General features: G+C 69.4%; 16 protein-coding genes. 7 read left to right on the forward strand and 9 right to left on the reverse strand.

Going from position 1 to position 17,231, the window contains the following annotated elements; all coding sequences use genetic code 11:
• Positions 1-12 precede the first annotated feature (12 nt).
• The 3 genes from AB4Z46_RS02795 to AB4Z46_RS02805 are packed head-to-tail and all read left to right on the forward strand — an operon-like array spanning position 13 to position 5,727.
• Positions 13-1,635: an AMP-binding protein gene (locus AB4Z46_RS02795; RefSeq protein WP_442281956.1), complete on the forward strand. Its 1,623-nt coding sequence runs from the start codon at positions 13-15 to the stop codon at positions 1,633-1,635.
• Between the two features lie 4 nt (positions 1,636-1,639).
• Positions 1,640-4,942 carry a carboxyl transferase domain-containing protein gene (locus AB4Z46_RS02800; protein ID WP_442281957.1) on the forward strand — a complete coding sequence of 1,101 codons (3,303 nt, stop codon included), beginning with the start codon at positions 1,640-1,642 and terminating at the stop codon, positions 4,940-4,942.
• Positions 4,943-4,992: 50 nt separating this feature from the next.
• Positions 4,993-5,727, forward strand: a complete 735-nt coding sequence (locus AB4Z46_RS02805) for an SGNH/GDSL hydrolase family protein (protein WP_442281958.1) — start codon at positions 4,993-4,995, stop codon at positions 5,725-5,727.
• A 23-nt stretch (positions 5,728-5,750) separates the two neighbouring features.
• Here AB4Z46_RS02805 and AB4Z46_RS02810 read toward each other — a convergent pair whose 3' ends face one another.
• From AB4Z46_RS02810 to purU, 4 genes are read right to left on the reverse strand one after another with little or no spacing between them, the layout of a single operon-like run.
• Positions 5,751-6,479 (reverse strand): LrgB family protein, encoded by a 729-nt coding sequence (locus tag AB4Z46_RS02810; protein WP_442281959.1) that lies wholly within the window; start codon positions 6,477-6,479, stop codon positions 5,751-5,753.
• Positions 6,480-6,483: 4 nt separating this feature from the next.
• On the reverse strand, positions 6,484-6,834 hold the full coding sequence (locus AB4Z46_RS02815; protein WP_442281960.1) for a CidA/LrgA family protein: 351 nt from the start codon (positions 6,832-6,834) through the stop codon (positions 6,484-6,486).
• A gap of 12 nt (positions 6,835-6,846) precedes the next feature.
• Positions 6,847-7,200, reverse strand: a complete 354-nt coding sequence (locus AB4Z46_RS02820) for a YgiW/YdeI family stress tolerance OB fold protein (protein ID WP_442281961.1) — start codon at positions 7,198-7,200, stop codon at positions 6,847-6,849.
• A 22-nt stretch (positions 7,201-7,222) separates the two neighbouring features.
• Positions 7,223-8,068: a formyltetrahydrofolate deformylase gene (gene purU, locus AB4Z46_RS02825; RefSeq protein WP_442281962.1), complete on the reverse strand. Its 846-nt coding sequence runs from the start codon at positions 8,066-8,068 to the stop codon at positions 7,223-7,225.
• 91 nt (positions 8,069-8,159) lie between these two features.
• Here purU and AB4Z46_RS02830 point away from each other — a divergent pair, with 91 nt between their 5' ends.
• Positions 8,160-9,494, forward strand: a complete 1,335-nt coding sequence (locus tag AB4Z46_RS02830) for an aminotransferase class III-fold pyridoxal phosphate-dependent enzyme (RefSeq protein ID WP_442281963.1) — start codon at positions 8,160-8,162, stop codon at positions 9,492-9,494.
• On the opposite strand, the gene AB4Z46_RS02835 is transcribed toward AB4Z46_RS02830, so the two are convergent.
• Both AB4Z46_RS02835 and AB4Z46_RS02840 read right to left on the reverse strand, forming a co-directional pair.
• Positions 9,478-10,236: a ChaN family lipoprotein gene (locus tag AB4Z46_RS02835; protein ID WP_442281964.1), complete on the reverse strand. Its 759-nt coding sequence runs from the start codon at positions 10,234-10,236 to the stop codon at positions 9,478-9,480. The genes AB4Z46_RS02830 and AB4Z46_RS02835 overlap by 17 nt on opposite strands.
• Positions 10,237-10,329: 93 nt before the next feature.
• Positions 10,330-11,241, reverse strand: coding sequence for a LysR family transcriptional regulator (locus tag AB4Z46_RS02840; RefSeq protein ID WP_442281965.1), 912 nt, complete (start codon positions 11,239-11,241; stop codon positions 10,330-10,332).
• A 124-nt stretch (positions 11,242-11,365) separates the two neighbouring features.
• Between AB4Z46_RS02840 and AB4Z46_RS02845 the strand changes: the two genes are divergently transcribed.
• Both AB4Z46_RS02845 and AB4Z46_RS02850 read left to right on the forward strand, forming a co-directional pair.
• Positions 11,366-12,358 (forward strand): Bug family tripartite tricarboxylate transporter substrate binding protein, encoded by a 993-nt coding sequence (locus tag AB4Z46_RS02845; RefSeq protein WP_442281966.1) that lies wholly within the window; start codon positions 11,366-11,368, stop codon positions 12,356-12,358.
• Positions 12,359-13,474: a M14 family metallopeptidase gene (locus tag AB4Z46_RS02850; protein WP_442281967.1), complete on the forward strand. Its 1,116-nt coding sequence runs from the start codon at positions 12,359-12,361 to the stop codon at positions 13,472-13,474. It abuts the gene before it with no gap.
• A 47-nt stretch (positions 13,475-13,521) separates the two neighbouring features.
• On the opposite strand, the gene AB4Z46_RS02855 is transcribed toward AB4Z46_RS02850, so the two are convergent.
• Positions 13,522-13,800 (reverse strand): BTH_I0359 family protein, encoded by a 279-nt coding sequence (locus AB4Z46_RS02855; protein WP_286371057.1) that lies wholly within the window; start codon positions 13,798-13,800, stop codon positions 13,522-13,524.
• Positions 13,801-13,913: 113 nt separating this feature from the next.
• Positions 13,914-15,065 carry a DUF3108 domain-containing protein gene (locus AB4Z46_RS02860; protein WP_442281968.1) on the reverse strand — a complete coding sequence of 384 codons (1,152 nt, stop codon included), beginning with the start codon at positions 15,063-15,065 and terminating at the stop codon, positions 13,914-13,916.
• Between the two features lie 100 nt (positions 15,066-15,165).
• On the opposite strand from AB4Z46_RS02860, the gene AB4Z46_RS02865 reads away from it, so the two are divergent.
• Entirely contained in the window at positions 15,166-16,182 is a 1,017-nt protein-coding gene (locus AB4Z46_RS02865; protein ID WP_442281969.1) for a fumarylacetoacetate hydrolase family protein, read from the forward strand.
• Between the two features lie 264 nt (positions 16,183-16,446).
• Here AB4Z46_RS02865 and AB4Z46_RS02870 read toward each other — a convergent pair whose 3' ends face one another.
• Entirely contained in the window at positions 16,447-17,223 is a 777-nt protein-coding gene (locus AB4Z46_RS02870; protein ID WP_442281970.1) for a LuxR C-terminal-related transcriptional regulator, read from the reverse strand.
• Positions 17,224-17,231 lie beyond the last annotated feature (8 nt).

Consider the following 17,231-nt stretch of genomic DNA (forward strand, 5'->3'; position numbering starts at 1 on the left):
GAGAGTGACACGATGGAGACAATCCAGCTTCCCGACCGCCCGCAGCAGCCGCTGCACGAGTACCTGCGTACGCATGCGCGCGAGCGCGGCGCCCACCCGGCCTGCATCTGGTACGGGCAGGCCGTGAGCTACGCCGAGCTGGACGCCGCGAGCGACGCCTTCGCCGCGCGCCTGCAGGCGATCGGCGTGGAGAAGGGCGAACCGGTCGTGCTGTTCCTCAACAACTGCCCGCAATACCTGGCCGCGCACTTCGGCATCCAGAAGATCGGCGCCGTCGTCTGTCCGAGCGGGCCGCTCAACAAGGAGCACGAGCTGTCCTACCAGGTCAACGACCTGAAGGCCCGCGTGATCGTCGCGGCCTCGTCGCTGCTGCCGGTGGTCGACAAGGTGCGCGCGTCGAGCGCGCTGGCGCATGTGTTCGTCGTGCACTATGCCGACCTGCTGCCCGCCGCGCCCACGCTGGACCTGCCGGCCGAGCTGGCCGCTGCCCGGAGCGAGCCGCGCGAGCCGAGCGACCTGTCGGCCGGCTGCGAGGACTTCCTCGCGGTGACGCGCAGCGGCCAGCGCCCGGCGCCGGTCGAGGTGTCGCTCGACGACGTGGCGCTCATGACCTACACCTCCGGCACCACCGGCCTGCCCAAGGGCGCGATGCTGAGCTACGGCAACGCCCTCTTCAAGACCCGCGCGGCGGCCGACTGCAACGGCGTCTCCGGCGGCGACGTGCTGCTGTCGATCGCGCCGCTCTATCACATCGCCGGCATGCTGATGGGCGTCAACGTGCCGGTGCTGACCGGCGCGACCTCGGTGCTGCTGCATCGCTTCGAGCCGCGCGCGACGCTGCAGGCCATCGACCGCTACCGGGTCAGCTGGTGGTACAGCATCGCGCCGATGAACGTGGCCTGCATGCACGTGGAAGGCATCGCGGACCACGACCTGTCGAGCCTGCGCATGAACCCGGTCACCAGCTTCGGCATCGCCTTCACCGAGCCGCTCGCGCAGCAATGGCGCGGCTTCGCGAAGAACTGCAGCTCCTTCGAGGCCGCCTACGGCCTGAGCGAGACCCATACCTGCGACACCTACACGCCGCACCACGCGCCACGCTGGGGCACGCAGGGCATCGCGGTGCCGGGCGTCACGATCCGCATCATCGACACCGACACGGGCGAGGACAAGCCGGCGGGCGAGGTCGGCGAGATCGTGCTCGCCAGCGCGGGCTCGTTCAAGGGCTACTGGAACAAGCCCGAAGCCACTGCCGCGACCCTGCGCGGCGGCTGGGTGCATACCGGCGACATGGGCAAGCTCGACGCCGACGGCTATCTCACCTTCATCGGCCGCTTCAAGGAGATGATCAAGGTCTCGGGCTACAGCGTGTTCCCCGAAGAGGTGGAGACCATCCTGATCAAGCATCCCGCCGTGGCGCAGGCCGCGGTCGTCGCGCAACCCGACCCGGAAAAGGGCGAGGTGGTCAAGGCCTTCGTCGTGAGGAGGCCGGGCGTCGAACTCGATGCCGACGCGCTGATCGCCTGGTCGCGCGAGAACATGGCCAGCTACAAGGCGCCGCGCGCGGTGAGCTTCATCGAGGCCTTGCCCACCACCGGTGCCGGCAAGGTGCTGCGCCGCCTGCTGAAGGACTGACCGGATGTTGAAGAAAGTTCTGATTGCCAACCGCGGCGAGATCGCCGTGCGGCTGGTGCGCGCGCTGCGCGACCTCGGCATCGCGAGCGTCGCGGTGCATGCGAGGGATGACGCCACGGCGCTGCACGTGCAGCTGGCCGATACCGCCGTGCCGCTCGACGCGACCGGGCCCTCGGCCTATCTGGATGTCGCGGCGCTGATCGCCATCGCGCGCGAACACGGCTGCGACGCGGTGCATCCCGGCTACGGCTTCCTGAGCGAACGGGCGGACTTCGCGCAGGCTTGCGCCGACGCCGGCCTGCGCTTCATCGGTCCGACGCCCTCGCTGCTCGCGTTGTTCGGCGACAAGGCGCGCGCGCGCGCCCTCGCCGAACAATGCGGCGTACCGGTGATGCCCGGCAGCCCCGCCGCGGTGACGCTGTCCGAAGCGCAGGCCTTCTTCGCGGCGCAGCAGGCCGACGGCGCGGGCGTGATGGTCAAGGCCATCGGCGGTGGCGGCGGCCGCGGCATGCGGGCCGTCCTCCAGGCCGACGAGCTGCCGGAAGCCCATGCCCGCTGCATGTCCGAAGCCAAGGCCGCGTTCGGCGTCGAGGGCGTCTACGTCGAGCGGCTGATGCGCAACGCGCGCCACATCGAGGTCCAGGTGCTGGGCGACGGAGAGACGGTGGCGAGCCTGGGCGAGCGCGAGTGCACGCTGCAGCGGCGTTTCCAGAAGCTGGTCGAGATCGCGCCGAGTCCGTCGCTGCCGGAAGCGCTGCGCGAGCAGGTCACGCAGGCCGCACTGCGCATGGCGAAGGCGGTCGGCTACCAAAGCCTGGGCACATTCGAATTCCTGGTCGACGACCAGTCGGCGACGCTGCCCTTCGTTTTCATCGAGGCCAATCCGCGCTTGCAGGTCGAGCACACCGTGACCGAAGCGGTCACCGGCCTCGACCTGGTCCAGCTCCAGATCGGCGTTGCGACCGGCCAGACCCTGGCGGACCTGGGCGTCGATACGCAGCGCACGGCGCCGCAGCGCGGCTTCGCGGTGCAGTGGCGCATCAACGCCGAGACGCTCGATGCGCAAGGCAACGCGCGGCCGTCCGGCGGCACGCTGTCGCGCTTCGACCTGCCCGCCGGTCCCGGCGTGCGCGTCGATACGCACGGCTATGCGGGCCTCGCACCCTCGCCGCACTACGACACGCTGCTGGCCAAGCTGATCGTTCAATCGTCGTCGCCGCGCTTCGCCGACGCGGTGCGTCGTTCGCTGCGGGCGCTCGAGGAGTGCCACGTCGACGGCATGGCGACCAACCTTGCGCTGCTGCGCGCGATGGCGGCGCGGCCCGAGTTCGCGTCGCAGGCGGTGCACACGCGCTTCGTCGAAGCCCACCTGGGCGATCTGCTCGCCGCCGCCGCGCACATCGACGCGACGGTCGCGAAGACGGCGCGGCCTGCGGCCGCCCCCCGCGAAGCGGCGGCATTGCCGCAGGACGAGGAAGACGGCCTCGTGGTCAAGGCGCCGATGCCCGCCAGGCTGGTGCAGTTCGAGGTCGACGTCGGCGACGTGGTGCCGGCGGGCGCGCAGCTCGGTGTGCTCGAAGCCATGAAGATGGAGCACCTGCTGCATGCGCCCACGGCCGGTCGCGTCCTCGCACTGCTGGCGGCGCCGGGCGACTACCTGGTCGAGGGCCAGTCGCTGGTCAGGCTCGAAGCGATGGACGCGCACGCGATCGAAGCCGAGGCGCATGACGAGCGCCATCTCGACGAGATCCGACCCGACCTGCAAAAGGTGATCGATCGCCATGCGCCGACCCTCGATGCCAACCGCGCCGCCGCGGTGGCCAAGCGCCATGCCCAGGGCGGCCGCACCGCGCGCGCCAACATCGCCGACCTTTGCGACTCGGCCGAGGACCCGGGCAACTTCACCGAATACGGCGCACTCGCGATCGCCGCCCAGACCCGTCGCCGCACGCTCGAGGACCTGATCGCCCATACGCCGGCCGACGGCATGGTGACCGGCATCGGCAGCATCAACGCGAAGCAGTTCGGGCCCGAGAAGTCGCGCTGCGTGGTCATGGCCTACGACTACACCGTGCTGGCGGGCACGCAGGGCATGCGCAACCACCACAAGACCGACCGCATGCTCGGCATCGCGCACCAGCTGCAACTGCCGGTGGTGCTGTTCGCCGAAGGCGGCGGCGGGCGGCCCGGCGACACCGACATGCCCATCGTCGCGGGTCTGAACAACCACACCTTCAGCCAGTTCGCCGCGCTGTCGGGCAAGGTGCCCGTCGTGGGCATCGTGCACGGCCGCTGCTTCGCGGGCAACGCCGCGCTGCTCGGCTGTGCCGACGTGATCATCGCCACCGAGGCCAGCAACATCGGCATGAGCGGGCCGGCCATGATCGAGGGCGGCGGCCTCGGCACCTTCGCGCCCGAGCAGATCGGCCCCAGCAGCGTGCAGTCGCGCAATGGTGTGATCGACATCCTGGTCAAGGACGAGGCCCACGCGGTCGCCGCGGCGAAGCAGTACCTCTCGTATTTCCAGGGGCCGACCAGCGATTGGCAATGCGCCGACCCGCGCGCGCTGCGGCAGGCGATCCCCGAGAACCGGCTGCGTGTGTACGACGTGCGCGCCGCGATGCGCGGCGTGGCCGACACCGGCTCGATGCTCGAGCTGCGCGCCGGCTTCGGCGCCGGCATCGTCACGGCGCTGGCGCGCATCGAGGGCAAGCCGGTCGGCCTGCTGGCGAACAATCCGCACCACCTCGGCGGCGCGATCGATGTCGAGGCCGCCGACAAGGCCGCGCGCTTCATGCAGCTGTGCAATGCGCACGGCCTGCCGCTGGTGGCGCTGTGCGACACGCCGGGCTTCATGGTCGGCCCCGAGATCGAGGCGCAGGCGCAGGTGCGCCACGTCTGCCGCATGTTCATGGTGGCCTCGCACCTGCGCGTGCCGTACTTCGCGGTGGTGCTGCGCAAGGGCTACGGCCTGGGCGCGCAGGCCATGACCGCCGGCGGCTTCGACGCCCCGGTGTTCACGGTGGCCTGGCCCACCGGCGAATTCGGCGCCATGGGGCTCGAAGGCGCCGTGCGACTCGGCTTCCGCAAGGAACTCGAAGCGGCGGCGGTGGGCGCCGAGCGCGATGCGCTGTTCAAGAAGCTGGTCGCGCAGCAGTACGCGAACGGCGAGGCGATCCACATGGCGCAGACGCTCGAGATCGACGCGGTCATCGACCCGGCCGACACGCGGGCCTGGCTGGTGCGCGGGCTCGCCTCGGCATCTGCGGTTCGGCCGCCGGCCACGGCCTACGTCGACACCTGGTGAAAGCCGGACCCCGATCGGGCCCCCGGATTTCCGTAGACTGTGCGCTTCTCATGAAGCGGTTTTTCCGATGCCTGCCGATGCTGCTGCTGGGCGCCCTGCTGCTGGGTGCACAGGTGCCGGCGCGATCGGCCGACACCGGCGTGGTGGTGGCCTTTGGCGATTCGATCACCGAGGGCGCGGGCGCCGTCGAGGAGCAAGGGCGCCCGGTCCGCTACCCCGAGCGGCTGGCCGCCAGGCTGCGCGCGAAGTCCGGCGGCGCCGCCCCCGTCGCGGTGATCAATGCCGGCATCTCGGGCAATCGCCTGCTGGCCGACGGTGTCGGCCCCAAGGGCATCGCCCGGTTCGAGCGCGACGTGCTGGCGCAGCGCGGCGTAACCCACGTCGTGATCCTGCTCGGCATCAACGACATCGGCTTCAGCATGCCGGAAGGCGCGGCCGGGCCGATCCGCGGCCAGCCCACCGCGGATCAGCTCACCGCCGGCCTTCAGCACTTGATCGAGCAGGCAAGCGCGCGCGGGGTCAAGACGCTGCTGGGCACGCTGCTGCCCTTCAAGGGTTCGACCTACTGGAGCAAGGAAAAGGAAGCAAGGCGCGAAGCCGTCAACCGCTGGATCCGCAGCCGCCGCGACGTCCATGCGGTGGTGGATTTCGACGCGGCGCTGCGCGATCCGTCCAATCCGCAGTCATTGAATCCCGTGCACGACAGTGGCGACCACCTCCATCCGGGCAACGCCGGCTATGCGGCGATGACGGATGCGATCGATCTTCGGCTGCTGCTGAAATAGACCTCGGCCCGCAGCCGGGCGCTTCACTGGAAGAGCTTGAAGACCAGGGGCATGAGCAGGGCGGCCAGCACGACCTGCATGCCCAGCGCGAGTCCCGCATAGGCGCCGGCATCGGCGTCGACATGCAGCGCGCGGGCGGCGCCGATGCCGTGCGCCGCGGTGCCGAGCCCGAAGCCGCGCGCGGCGAAGCCCGTGGCGTCGGTGCCGATGCGCAGTGCATCGAAGAGGTACTTGCCGGACAGCGCGCCGATCATGCCGGTCAGCACGGCGAACACCGCCGACAGGGCGGGAATGCCGCCGATCTTCTCGGAGATGCCCATGGCGACGGGCGCCGTCACCGACTTGGGCGCGAGCGACAGCACGACGTCGTGCGGCAGGCCCACGGCCCAGCCGAGCGCGACCGCCGTACCGGCGGCGGCAGCGCCGCCGAGCAGCGCGGCGAGCAGCAGGCGGCCGAAGCGCGCGCGCAGCTCGGCGCGTCGCTGCCACAGCGGCCAGGCCAGGGCCACCACGGCCGGTCCGAGCAGGAAATGGATGAACTGCGCGCCTGCGAAGTAGGTCGGGTAGTCGACCCGCGTGGCGAGCAGGCCGCCGGCGAGCACGACGACCGACCACAGCACCGGATTCGCCCAGGGCGCGCCGCCGGCCCGCGTGTACGCCGCGTTCGCCAGCAGGTAGACGACCAGCGTGGCCGTGAGCCCGAACAGCGGCGTGGCCGAGAGATAGATCCAGAGTTCGACGAAGCGCGGCATGCGGCTAGAGCGAATGATTCTTCCGGTCGGGCCAGAAGAGCACGAGGGCCGTGACCGCGAGGCCGACCCAGGTCGACAGCGCAATCACCAGCAGCATGCGCCCGCCGTACTGGCCGAGCAGCGCGAGGTGCGTCATGACGCCGACGCCGACCGGCACGAACAGCAGCGAAAGATGCGCCAGCAGGAAGCTCGCGCATTCGGACACCGGCTCGCGCACGGCGTCGAATCGCAGTCCCACGAGCATCAGCATCATGCCGAGCACCGGGCCCGGCAGCGGCAGCGACAGGCCGCGCGAGAGCAGTTCGCCGGCCGACTGGAACACCAGCAGCCAGGCCATCCCGCGCAGGCCGTTCATCGCGGCGGCTCGTCAGGGAAGGCGGCGGATGGTGTCGACGTCGATCTCGGGCGAGGTCATGAAGTCCTTCTCGAACTCGCCGACGATTTCCACGCGGGTCTTCTCGTCGATGGTCTCGCGCGGAAAGATCTTGTCGTCGATCTCGACCCGCACGGTGGCGGTGCCATCGGAAAACTCGTACTTCTCGCGACCGACCTTCTTCAGCAGCACGCCTTGCAGCATCACCTGCTGGTCGTTCTTGCCGCTCTTGAGCACCTCGGCGACGGTCGTGAGGCGGACGCCGGACGGACCGACATACTGGGCTGCGGCGGTGCCCGCGACGACGAAGGCCAGCGCGGCCAGGATGTGTTTGGACGAAATTTTCATTTTTGGATCTCCCTTGGGTCGGTTACTTGAACACCACGGTCCGGTGCCCATTGAGCAATACGCGGTGCTCGCTGTGCCATTTCACGGCGCGCGCCAGCACCTGGCTCTCGGTGTCGCGGCCGCGGGCCGTGAGGTCCTCGACCGTGTCGGTGTGGTCGGCGCGCTCCACGTCCTGCTCGATGATCGGGCCTTCGTCGAGGTCGGCGGTCACGTAGTGGGCGGTGGCGCCGATCAGCTTCACGCCGCGGTCGTGCGCCTGGTAGTAGGGCTTGGCGCCCTTGAAGCTCGGCAGGAACGAGTGGTGGATGTTGATCGCCCGGCCGGCCAGCTTGCCGCACAGGTCGTTGCTGAGGATCTGCATGTAGCGCGCCAGCACCACCAGCTCGGCGCCTTCGGCCTCGATGATCTCCAGCTGCTTCGCCTCGCCCTGCGCCTTGGTCGCGGCGGTCACCGGAATGTGGTGGAAGGGCACGTTGTAGCTCGCCGCCAGCTGGTAGAACTCGCGGTGGTTCGAGATGATGGCGCGCACGTCGATCGCCAGCAGACCGCTCTTCCAGCGGAACAGCAGGTCGTTGAGGCAGTGGCCTTCCTTGCTGACCAGGATCACGGTCTTCATCGGTTCGGCGGCGGCGTGCAGCTTCCAGCGCATGCCGAATTCGTCCGCGAGGGTGGCGATCTGCTCGCGCAACTGGGCTTCACCGTGCGCGCAGGCGAAGCGCACGCGCATGAAGAACAGGCCGGTGTGGTGGTCGTTGTACTGCGCCGCTTCTTCGATGTTGCCGCCGCGCTCGAGCAGGAAGCCGGAGACGGCGTGGACGATGCCGGTGCGATCGGGGCAGGAGAGGGTGAGGATGTACGCGGGGTTCATAAGGCCCGCCATTGTCGCAGGGCCGCCGGCGCGGCTGGCTGGTGCCAAAATGCCACTTCCCCGCCAGCCCCAACCTTGCAGGAGTGACTTCATGGCCTTCAACGACCTCCACATGGACAACCAGTGGTTGCCCTTCACCCCCAACCGTTCGTTCAAGAAGGATCCACGGGTCTTCGTGGCGGCCGACGGGATGGAGTTCACCACCCACGACGGCCGCAAGGTGATCGACGGCATCTCCTCGCTGTGGTGCGTGGGCGCAGGCCACAACCGCAAGCCCATCAACGAGGCGATCAAGAAGCAGCTCGACACCCTCGACTACGCGACCGCCTTCCAGGTCAGCAACGACCGCGCTTTCAAGGCGGCCGAGATGATCGCCGCGATGGCGCCCGGCGACCTCAACAAGGTCCTGTTCTGCAACTCGGGCAGCGAAGCGGCCGACACCTCGATGAAGGTCGCGCTGGCCTACCACCGCGCCCGCGGCGAGGGCCACCGCAACCTCTTCATCGGCCGCGAGAAGGGCTACCACGGGGTCGGTTTCGGCGGCATGTCGGTCGGCGGCATCCCGGGCAACCGCAAGGTGTTCGGCTCGGCCTTCCTGCCGCGCGTGGACCACATGCGATTCATTCACGACCCGGTGAACCATGCCTACATCCACAACCAGGAGCCGGTCTGGGCCGAGGACCCGCTGGCGGACCTCGAGCAGCGCATCCTGCCGCTGCACGACCCGAGCAACGTGGCGGCCATCATCGTCGAGCCGATCGCCGGTTCGGCCGGCTGGTACGTGCCGCCCAAGGGCTATCTGCAGAAGCTGCGCGAGATCTGCGACAAGCACGGCATCCTGCTGATCTTCGACGAGGTCATCACGGGCTTCGGGCGCATGGGCACCAATTTCGCGTCGGACTACTACGGCGTCGTGCCCGACATGCTGAATTTCGCCAAGTGCGTGACCAACGGCGTGATTCCGCTTGGCGGCGTGATCTGCCGCGACAAGCTCTACGACGAGATGATGAAGACCTCGGCGCCCGAGCACGTGGTGGAGTTCTTCCATGGCTACACCTACTCGGGCCATCCGGTCGCCTGCGCGGCCGCCATCGCGACGCTGGAGCTGTTCGAGAAGGAGCAGCTGTTCGCGCGCGCCGGCGACATGGGCAAGGTGCTGGGCGATGCCTTCCACAGCGCGTTCAAGGGCCTGCCCAACGTGGTGGGCATTCGCAGCCTGGGCCTGGCCGCGGCGGTCGAACTGGCGCCGATCGCCGGTGCGCCGGGCAAGCGCGCCTACGACATCTTCCTGGACTGCTATCACAAGGGCGCGCTGGTGCGGCCCGCGGGCGACGTGCTGGTGATCGCGCCGCCCTACATCGTCGAGAAGTCGCACATCGACACGCTGGTCAACACGCTGGCGGACTCGATCAGGAAGAACGCTTGACGCCGGCGCAGTAGTCCTTCTCGGGCAGTGCGGGGGTGCGCCAGACGGCGTCGAAGGCGCCGGGTCCGGTGGCGGAATCCCCTGCCTGCATCTTCACCGCCTTCGCCGAGACGTCGGTCGGCAGGTGCTGGGGAACGCCGAGCATCTTGTTGCTGTGGCCGGCGCCACTCACCAGCAGCACCGTCTTGCCCGGCACCTTCGCCTTCGCGACGACCTGCGCCATGGCGCGATCGCGGGCGATCTGGATTCGGGTCATCGGGACGATCTGCGACTCGGGCAGAAGGTTGCAGTGGCCGCTGCGCACGGCCTCCTGCTGGGCGGCGCGCGCGCTGTCCGACAGCTGCGCATCGAGCGAAACGTCGGCCATCGCATCCTTCATGCGCGCGCGCTGCAGGTTGGCGCCGATCACGGGCACGCCGGCGCGCACCGCGGCCATCACCACCGGACCGTAGGCCGTCCAGGGCCAGCCCTTGTCGTTCCAGCTCAGCGCGGCCTGCACTTGCGCTTCGGTTGCATCGGTCGGCAAGTGGGATGTGCTGTTGCCTTCTTCGGCCATCTCCAGTGCAACGACGGCCAGCCGGCCGTTCTGCACCAAGGCCTCGACGGTTTCACGCTCGATCTGCTGGTGTTCGGCGGCATCGTGCTGTTCGCCCAGCAACAGCGCGTCGGTCGGCAGCAGCGCAGCCGCCCGGCGCGAGATCGGCGCCTCGGTGGGCGCCGTCGTCGTGCAGGCGGCGAGCATCGCGGCGAGCGCCAGTGAGAGGCTGGAAAGATATCGAGCTTGGACGGGAATCCGTTTCGAACGCATCGGCGGATGCTAACCCGCGCGTTGCCCTCAGGCCTCGGCGCGGCGCATGCCGGCCGGCAGCGGCTGGGCCTGCAGACAGGCGATCAGGCATTGGGCGGTCGGGGTGAGACGGGCGTTGCGCAAGGTCACGATGCTGATTCGGGCCGGGGGGATGGGCTCCCGCAGCGAGAGCGCCACCACGCCGCGCGGCGTCAGCTCCTGCTCGATCAATGCCGCGGAAAGCAGGGCGAAGGCATTCATGCGCGTGAGCAGATGGATGGCGATCGCAAAGGACTCGCATTCGAGCATGCGCGCCGGCGCGGGCTGGCCGTGCGAGGCGAACAGCTGGGCGACGAAGTCCTGGTCGGGCGCGTAGCCGGGCGCCACCCACAGATGTTCGTTGAGCTCGCGTATCGAGCGGGCCGCGGCGCACGGATGTTGCCGCCTGGCCGCGACCATCAGCGACATGTCGAACAGCGGCTGCTGGTGGAAGGCAGTGCCCAGGCTGCCCGAGAGGGTATTGACCACCATGAAGTCGAGCGTGCCGTCCTGCAGCTTGCGCAGCGCCAGCGGCACCGGGTCTTCGTTGATGCTCACGCGGGCGCGGGGCATCTGCCGCTGGAAGCTCTCCAGCGCCGGCGGCAGCAGGGTCAGGCCCACCGTGGAGGTCAGCGCCACCGCCACGCGCCCGTTGGCGCCCTCCTTCATGAACTGCAGCTCCTCGCGGGTGCGGCGCATTTCCTCGACCAGCAGGCTGGCGCGCACCTGGAAGGCGAGGCCCGCCTCGGTCAGTTCCACGCCGCTGATGCTGCGCCTCAGCAAGGGCACGTCGAGGTCGCGTTCGAGTTCGCGCATCGTGCGCGTGACCGCCGGCTGCGACACGAACAAGGCGCGTGCGGCGGCGTGGATGCTGCGGTGTTCCGCCACCGCCAGGAAGGTGCGCAGTTGCTGGGGCTTCATCGGGCTCGGATCGGTGAAGGGATAACGAAAGCTGATCCTTGAGGCAAAGATTTTGTCTTTTCCGAATCGGGTGGCTTTTATAGCATCCGTCTGCCGTCGCCCCCGCAATCCCAAAGGAACCCCCGTGAACCTCAAGAAGACGCTCTCGATCTGCCTGGCCACCCTGCTTCTGGCCGTCGGCGCCAGGGCCGCAGATCCCTACCCCTCGAAGCCCGTGAACCTCATGGTCCCCTATCCCGCCGGTGGGTCGTCGGACGTGATCGCCCGCGTGATCCACACGCCGCTGTCCAGGCTGCTGGGCCAGCCGGTGCTGGTGGAGAACCTCGGTGGGGCCGGAGGCGCCATCGGTGCGCAGAAGGTGCTCAATGCGCCGAGCGACGGCTACTACCTGTTCCAGGGTTCTTCCAACGAGACCATCCTGGTGCCGCTGGCGAATGCGGCCATCAAGTACAAGAGCGACGACTTCCGCCTGATCCAGATGATCGGGGTGGCGCCGATGGTGTTGATGGCTCGCAAGGACCTGCCGGCCAACGACATGGACGAGTTCATCGCGCTGGCCCGCAGCGCCTCCCCGACCCGGCCGCTGACCTTCGGCAGCGTGGGCTACGGCTCGCTCTATCACATGCTCGGCGAACATCTGGGCGAGCGGCTGGGCGTCACGATGACGCACGTGCCCTACAAGGGCGGCGCGCCGCTGATGCAGGACCTGGGCGCGGGAACCATCGACTTCATGCTGGCGCCGATCCAGCAGCAACTCATCGGCATGACCGAATCGGGCCGTTTGAAGATCATCGGAACGCTGGCGCCGTCAGGCAAGACCGAGGTGCCGATGCTCAAGAACTACCCCAGTGTGAACGACAGCAAGGGCCTCAAGGATTTCAGCTTCGACCTCTGGCATGGCTATTTCGTCCGGAAGGACACGCCCGAGGAGGTGGTGCAGCGGCTGCATGCGGCGCTCAACACCGTGCTGGCCGATCCGGCGGTGCGCAGCCAGCTCGAAGCGCAGGGCCTCATGATGGCGCCGGCCACGACCCTGGCCGAGGCTTCGCGCGGCTACGCCGCCGAGGCGGGCCGGCTGCGCGCCATCGCGAAGTCGATCAAGCTCGAGGCGAAGTAGGTGAGTGCGCAGACCGCCTTGGCCGCGTCCGTGGAGCGCAGCTTTTCCGCCAGCTACGCGCAGGCGCGCGAGCGCTTCCTGACCGCGGCGAAAGCCTGCCGAGCCGAACTTCGATCCTTCGGGCTGGAGGTCCGGGGCGCCGAGGGCGAAGCGCTGGCCACCGACGTCGCCCTGATCGGCGCCGAGGGTGCCAAGGCGGTGTTGATCGTGAGTTCCGCCACCCACGGCGTCGAGGGCTTCTGCGGCTCGGCGTGCCAGTTGGCCTTGATGGCCGATGCCGAACTGCTGGCGCGCGCGGCCCGCTCCGGGGTCGCGCTGCTGCTGATCCACGCAGTGAATCCGTACGGCTTCTCCTGGATCAGCCGGACCAACGAGGACAACATCGACCTGAACCGGAACGCCCAGGATTTCGGCGGCCCGCTGCCGGCCAATCCCGGCTATGCGGAACTGCATCCGCTGCTGCTGCCGGCCGCGTGGCCCCCGGACGAAGCCAATCGCCGCGCCGTGGCCGACCACATTGCCCGACACGGCGCCTTGCGCTATCGCGACGCCGTCTCCAAGGGGCAGTACACGCACCCCGACGGCCTGTTCTTCGGCGGCGCCGCGCGCAGTGCGTCGCTGCGCACCCTGGAGCAGGTGTTGCGAACGCAGGCGGCCGCTTTTGCGGAGATCGGGTGGATCGACGTCCATACGGGGCTCGGACCCTGGGGCCACGGCGAAAAGATCTTCGCCGGCCGGCGCGACGCCGAGGAGGTCGCGCGTGCCAGGCGCTGGTGGGGTGCCGATATCGCAGTGCCGTTTGCCGGCACGTCCAGCTCGGCAGACATCACCGGCCACCTGGCCTCGACCATCTATGCCGCCTGTCCCGATGCCCGGCGCACGCTCATGGCGCTCGAGTTCGGCACCGTGCCGTTCGAAGAAATGGTCGACGCCTTGCGCGGCGAGGCGTGGCTGCGCAGGCATCCCGAAGCGCCGCAGGCACTGGCCGCAATCGTCCGGAAAACCATTCGAGATGCCTTCTATTGCGAACTGCCTGCCTGGCAGGGCATGGTGCTGGGACAGAGCCGGCTGGCGATCCTGCAGGCCTTGCTTGGGCTCGCCGGCCAGGCGGACTGACACGCCTGGGCATCGTTGACTGCGTGCCTTCGTCTCCGGGTGCCCGCTCAGTGGACCAGAACCGGAGTGTGTGCCAACTCGGCGTAGCCTTCGAGCGTGTCCTCGACCTCTTCCTGGGTCGGGGTGTTGAGTTGCCAGGCGGCGATCTGCTGTTGGAACAGTTCCGCCCAGGAGCCGTCGAGGTAGACCTCCTTGCCCGAGCGCTTGTCGACGATCTCGAAGCCGTGGCGCGCCAGCACCGGCAGGTGGGGTGCGGCGGGCGCCTCGCCTTCGGTCGGCTGCACGTGCACGACCACAAAGGAGTCGGAGTCGTAGAGCATCTGCATGTCGGGTCCTGTCAGGATGTCGATGGCATTCATGATGGTTAGATAGCAATCAACGCGCCAGTTTCAATATCCATCGACGTTTTGTAGGCTGGCGCCTGTTTCCGCGTGTTTTTTCAAGGATTGGACGCGCGCAATGGCACCTGGCTGCGCATCTGCAGGTCGATGAAGTCGCCGTTGGTCTGGGTTTGCTTGATCCGTACCGGCAGCCAGCCCAGCGAGGGGGCCAGCCACAGCTCGATCCTGTCGTCGAAGGGCTTGCGCGGATTGCGCGTGAGCTTGCGTGCCTTGAAATCGCCGGCCGGCACGGTGAGCTCCTCCTCGCCTTCGACATTGAAGGTCCAGATCTCGGCGTCCCGCGGCCCCACCGTTTGCACCGCGATCACGGCGCCGCTCGGGTAGCGCGCCGGATCGCCGGCCAGCAGGGCGCCGAGCTGCAGCACCACGCTGAGCCGGTCCTGCGCGCCGGCCAGGAGCATCACGCTCGGTGCGTTGCTGCTGAACACGACCAGCCCCTTGTCGCGTTCGAAATGGGAGGTGACTTCGGTCTTGCGCTTGTCGGAGAAGCGCAGGGGTTCGATCCCGGTCGGTCCGATGTTTCCGGCGCTGTGCTGGCTGCGTAGGGTCTTGAAGAGGAAGGTCCACGACAGCGACGCGTCGTAGTGGCTGCCGTCCTGCAGCCAGACGAGCTCGCCGAACACGCCCTGCAGGGGCTGCGCGCCCTGCTGGGCGGTGGCCGCGAAAGCCAGCCGAACCGAGCCCGAAATCTGCAGCGCCACCGGGCCGGTGATATTGCCGGCCGTCTCGCCGCCGCCTGCGCCGGATGCACCGGACGCACCGGATGCGGCCCCACCGGCGTTCCCTTCGGGCGCCTGCGCGTTGCCGGCGTCGATCTCGGCCTGGGCGATGAGGTCGTTCGGCGGCGCCTCGGGCGGCACCGAAGCGGCGGCGGCGGCCGGTGCCGGCGCCGGCTCGATCGCGGGGCGGGGCCGGGGTGCAGGCCGCGGCCGCACGGGGCGGGGCGGCGCGGGAGCCGCCTTGACCACCGGCGCCGCAGCAGCGGCCGGCGCCGGAGCTGGCGGCGGCGCGACGACGATGCTGCGCGTGATGAAAGTGTTGGCCAGCGGGGAGGGGCGCGGGGCGCCGGCCGGCGGTGCCAGCCCCAGCAGCGCCAGGTGGGCCAGCACCACGGCCGCGGTCAGCAGCGCGAGCCCGCGCCAGGGCGGGCGCGGAGCGTCGGGGCTGTCGGGGAGGGCTGCGGGCGGCATCGAGGATGGAACGGACGCCGGCGTAGAGGGTTCACCTCGGTACACTGCCGCCCGTCCAACCAGTTTAGTAGCGATGCCGAGCCGGCATCCGCCGCCACCCATGAAACTCGCCACTCTCAAAGACGGTTCGCGCGACGGCCAGATCGTCGTCGTTTCGCGCGACCTCGCCAGCGCCCACTACGCCACCGGCATCGCCAGCCGCATGCAGCAGGTGCTCGACGACTGGGGCTTCATGAGCCCGCAGCTGCAGGATCTCTACGATGCGCTCAACGGCGGGCGGGCCCGGCACGCCTTTCCCTTCGATCCGGCGCAATGCATGGCGCCGCTGCCTCGGGCCTACCAGTGGGCCGACGGCTCGGCCTATCTCAATCACGTCGAACTGGTCCGCAAGGCGCGCAATGCCGAAGTGCCCGAGAGCTTCTACACCGACCCGCTGATGTACCAGGGCGGCAGCGACGATTTCATCGGCCCCTGCGATCCGGTGGTGGTCGCCAGCGAGGCCTTCGGCATCGACTTCGAGGCCGAGATCGCGGTGGTCACCGGCGACGTCAGGATGGGCGCCACGCCGGCGCAGGCGCTCGACGGCATCCGTTTGCTGATGTTGGCCAACGACGTCAGCCTGCGCAACCTGATCCCGGCCGAGCTGGCCAAGGGCTTCGGCTTCTTCCAGAGCAAGCCCGCGACCGCATTCAGCCCGGTCGCGGTCACCCCGGACGAGTTGGGCGACGCCTGGCAGGGCGGCCGCGTGCACCTGGCGCTGCAGAGCACTTGGAACGGCCGCAAGGTCGGCATGTGCGATGCGGGCGAGGAAATGACCTTCCACTTCGGGCAGTTGATTGCACACATCGCCAAGACCCGCAACGTGCGCGCCGGCAGCATCGTCGGCAGCGGCACGGTGAGCAACAAGGGCGTCGAGAGGAAGGGCGGCATGGACTGGCCCAAGGGCTACAGCTGCATCGCCGAGAAGCGCTGCATCGAGACCATCCAGGACGGCCAGCCCAGCACCGAGTTCATGAAGTACGGCGACACCATCCGGATCGAGATGAAGGGCCGCGACGGACAGTCGGTCTTCGGCGCGATCGACCAGGAAGTGGTGGCCCCGGCGGCGACGAGGTAGCCGGCTCAGGCCGGCGCCGGGCCGCCCCAAGGCGGCCCTGCGGCCCCCTCGGGGGGCAGCGACCCACACGCAGTGGGGGAGCGTGGGGGCTCTCAGGCCGGCGCCGGGCCGCCCCAAGGCGGCCTGCGGCCCCCTCGGGGGGCAGCGACCCACACGCAGTGGGGGAGCGTGGGGGCTCTCAGGCCGGCGCCGGGCCGCCCCAAGGCGGCCTGCGGCCCCCTCGGGGGGCAGCGACCCACACGAAGTGGGGGAGCGTGGGGGCTCTCATGCGCGCGCGCCGCGCAGCAGCTCCTTCAGGCTCCGTATGCCCAGCCGCCGGAACGCCCGGTACTGGTGCGTGCGCACCGTCGTGAGCTCGATGCCGATCTCGCGCGCCGTCTCCTTGGCGGTCTTGCCGGCCAGCAGGTGGCCGACCACCTCGCGCTCGCGCAGGCTCAGGCCCAGCAGGCGTGATGCCAGCGCCGGTTCCGCGGCCTCCCGGACAGCGACCGCGCTGCGGCCATGGGCGGCGGTCGCGTCGGCGAGCAGTGCGGCGTGGGTTTCGAGCAGCGCGAAATCCGCAGCGCCGAAATCGGGCTGGGCGAGGCTGCGGTAGAAGCTCACGGCCGCCCGCTGGCCGGTCGGCAGCAGCAGCAGCACCGAACTGCGTTCCCGGATGCCGACATCGCCGTAGCACGCGGCCCGGTAGGCCGGGTCTTCCACCTCTTCGGCCCGGTGGTGGCCGAGCCAGAGCTGCGGGCGCTTGGGCAGCTTGCGACCAGCCAGCCAGGCCATGTGGGGGTCCAGCCGGTCGAAGCGCTCGGCGACATAGCGTTCGGCGGTGCGTTCGGCCGTGTGGCCATAGGTGCTGGCGGCCGAGACGGTTTCGATGCGGCCGTTGGCGCTCGCCGCGAACACGGTGCAGAAGGTCACGGGCAGCACGCGCTGCATCGCCGTCAGGTAGCTGGCGGCCAGGTGCGGCGTGCCGATGCCCGCGAGCACGGCGCCGACGACGGGCGCCGCCAGGGCCTGGCCGGCGGCACGGACGGGCCAGCGTTTCATTGCAATTC

The sequence above is a fragment of the Variovorax sp. M-6 genome, assembly GCF_052114385.1.
Classification (GTDB): domain Bacteria; phylum Pseudomonadota; class Gammaproteobacteria; order Burkholderiales; family Burkholderiaceae_C; genus Variovorax.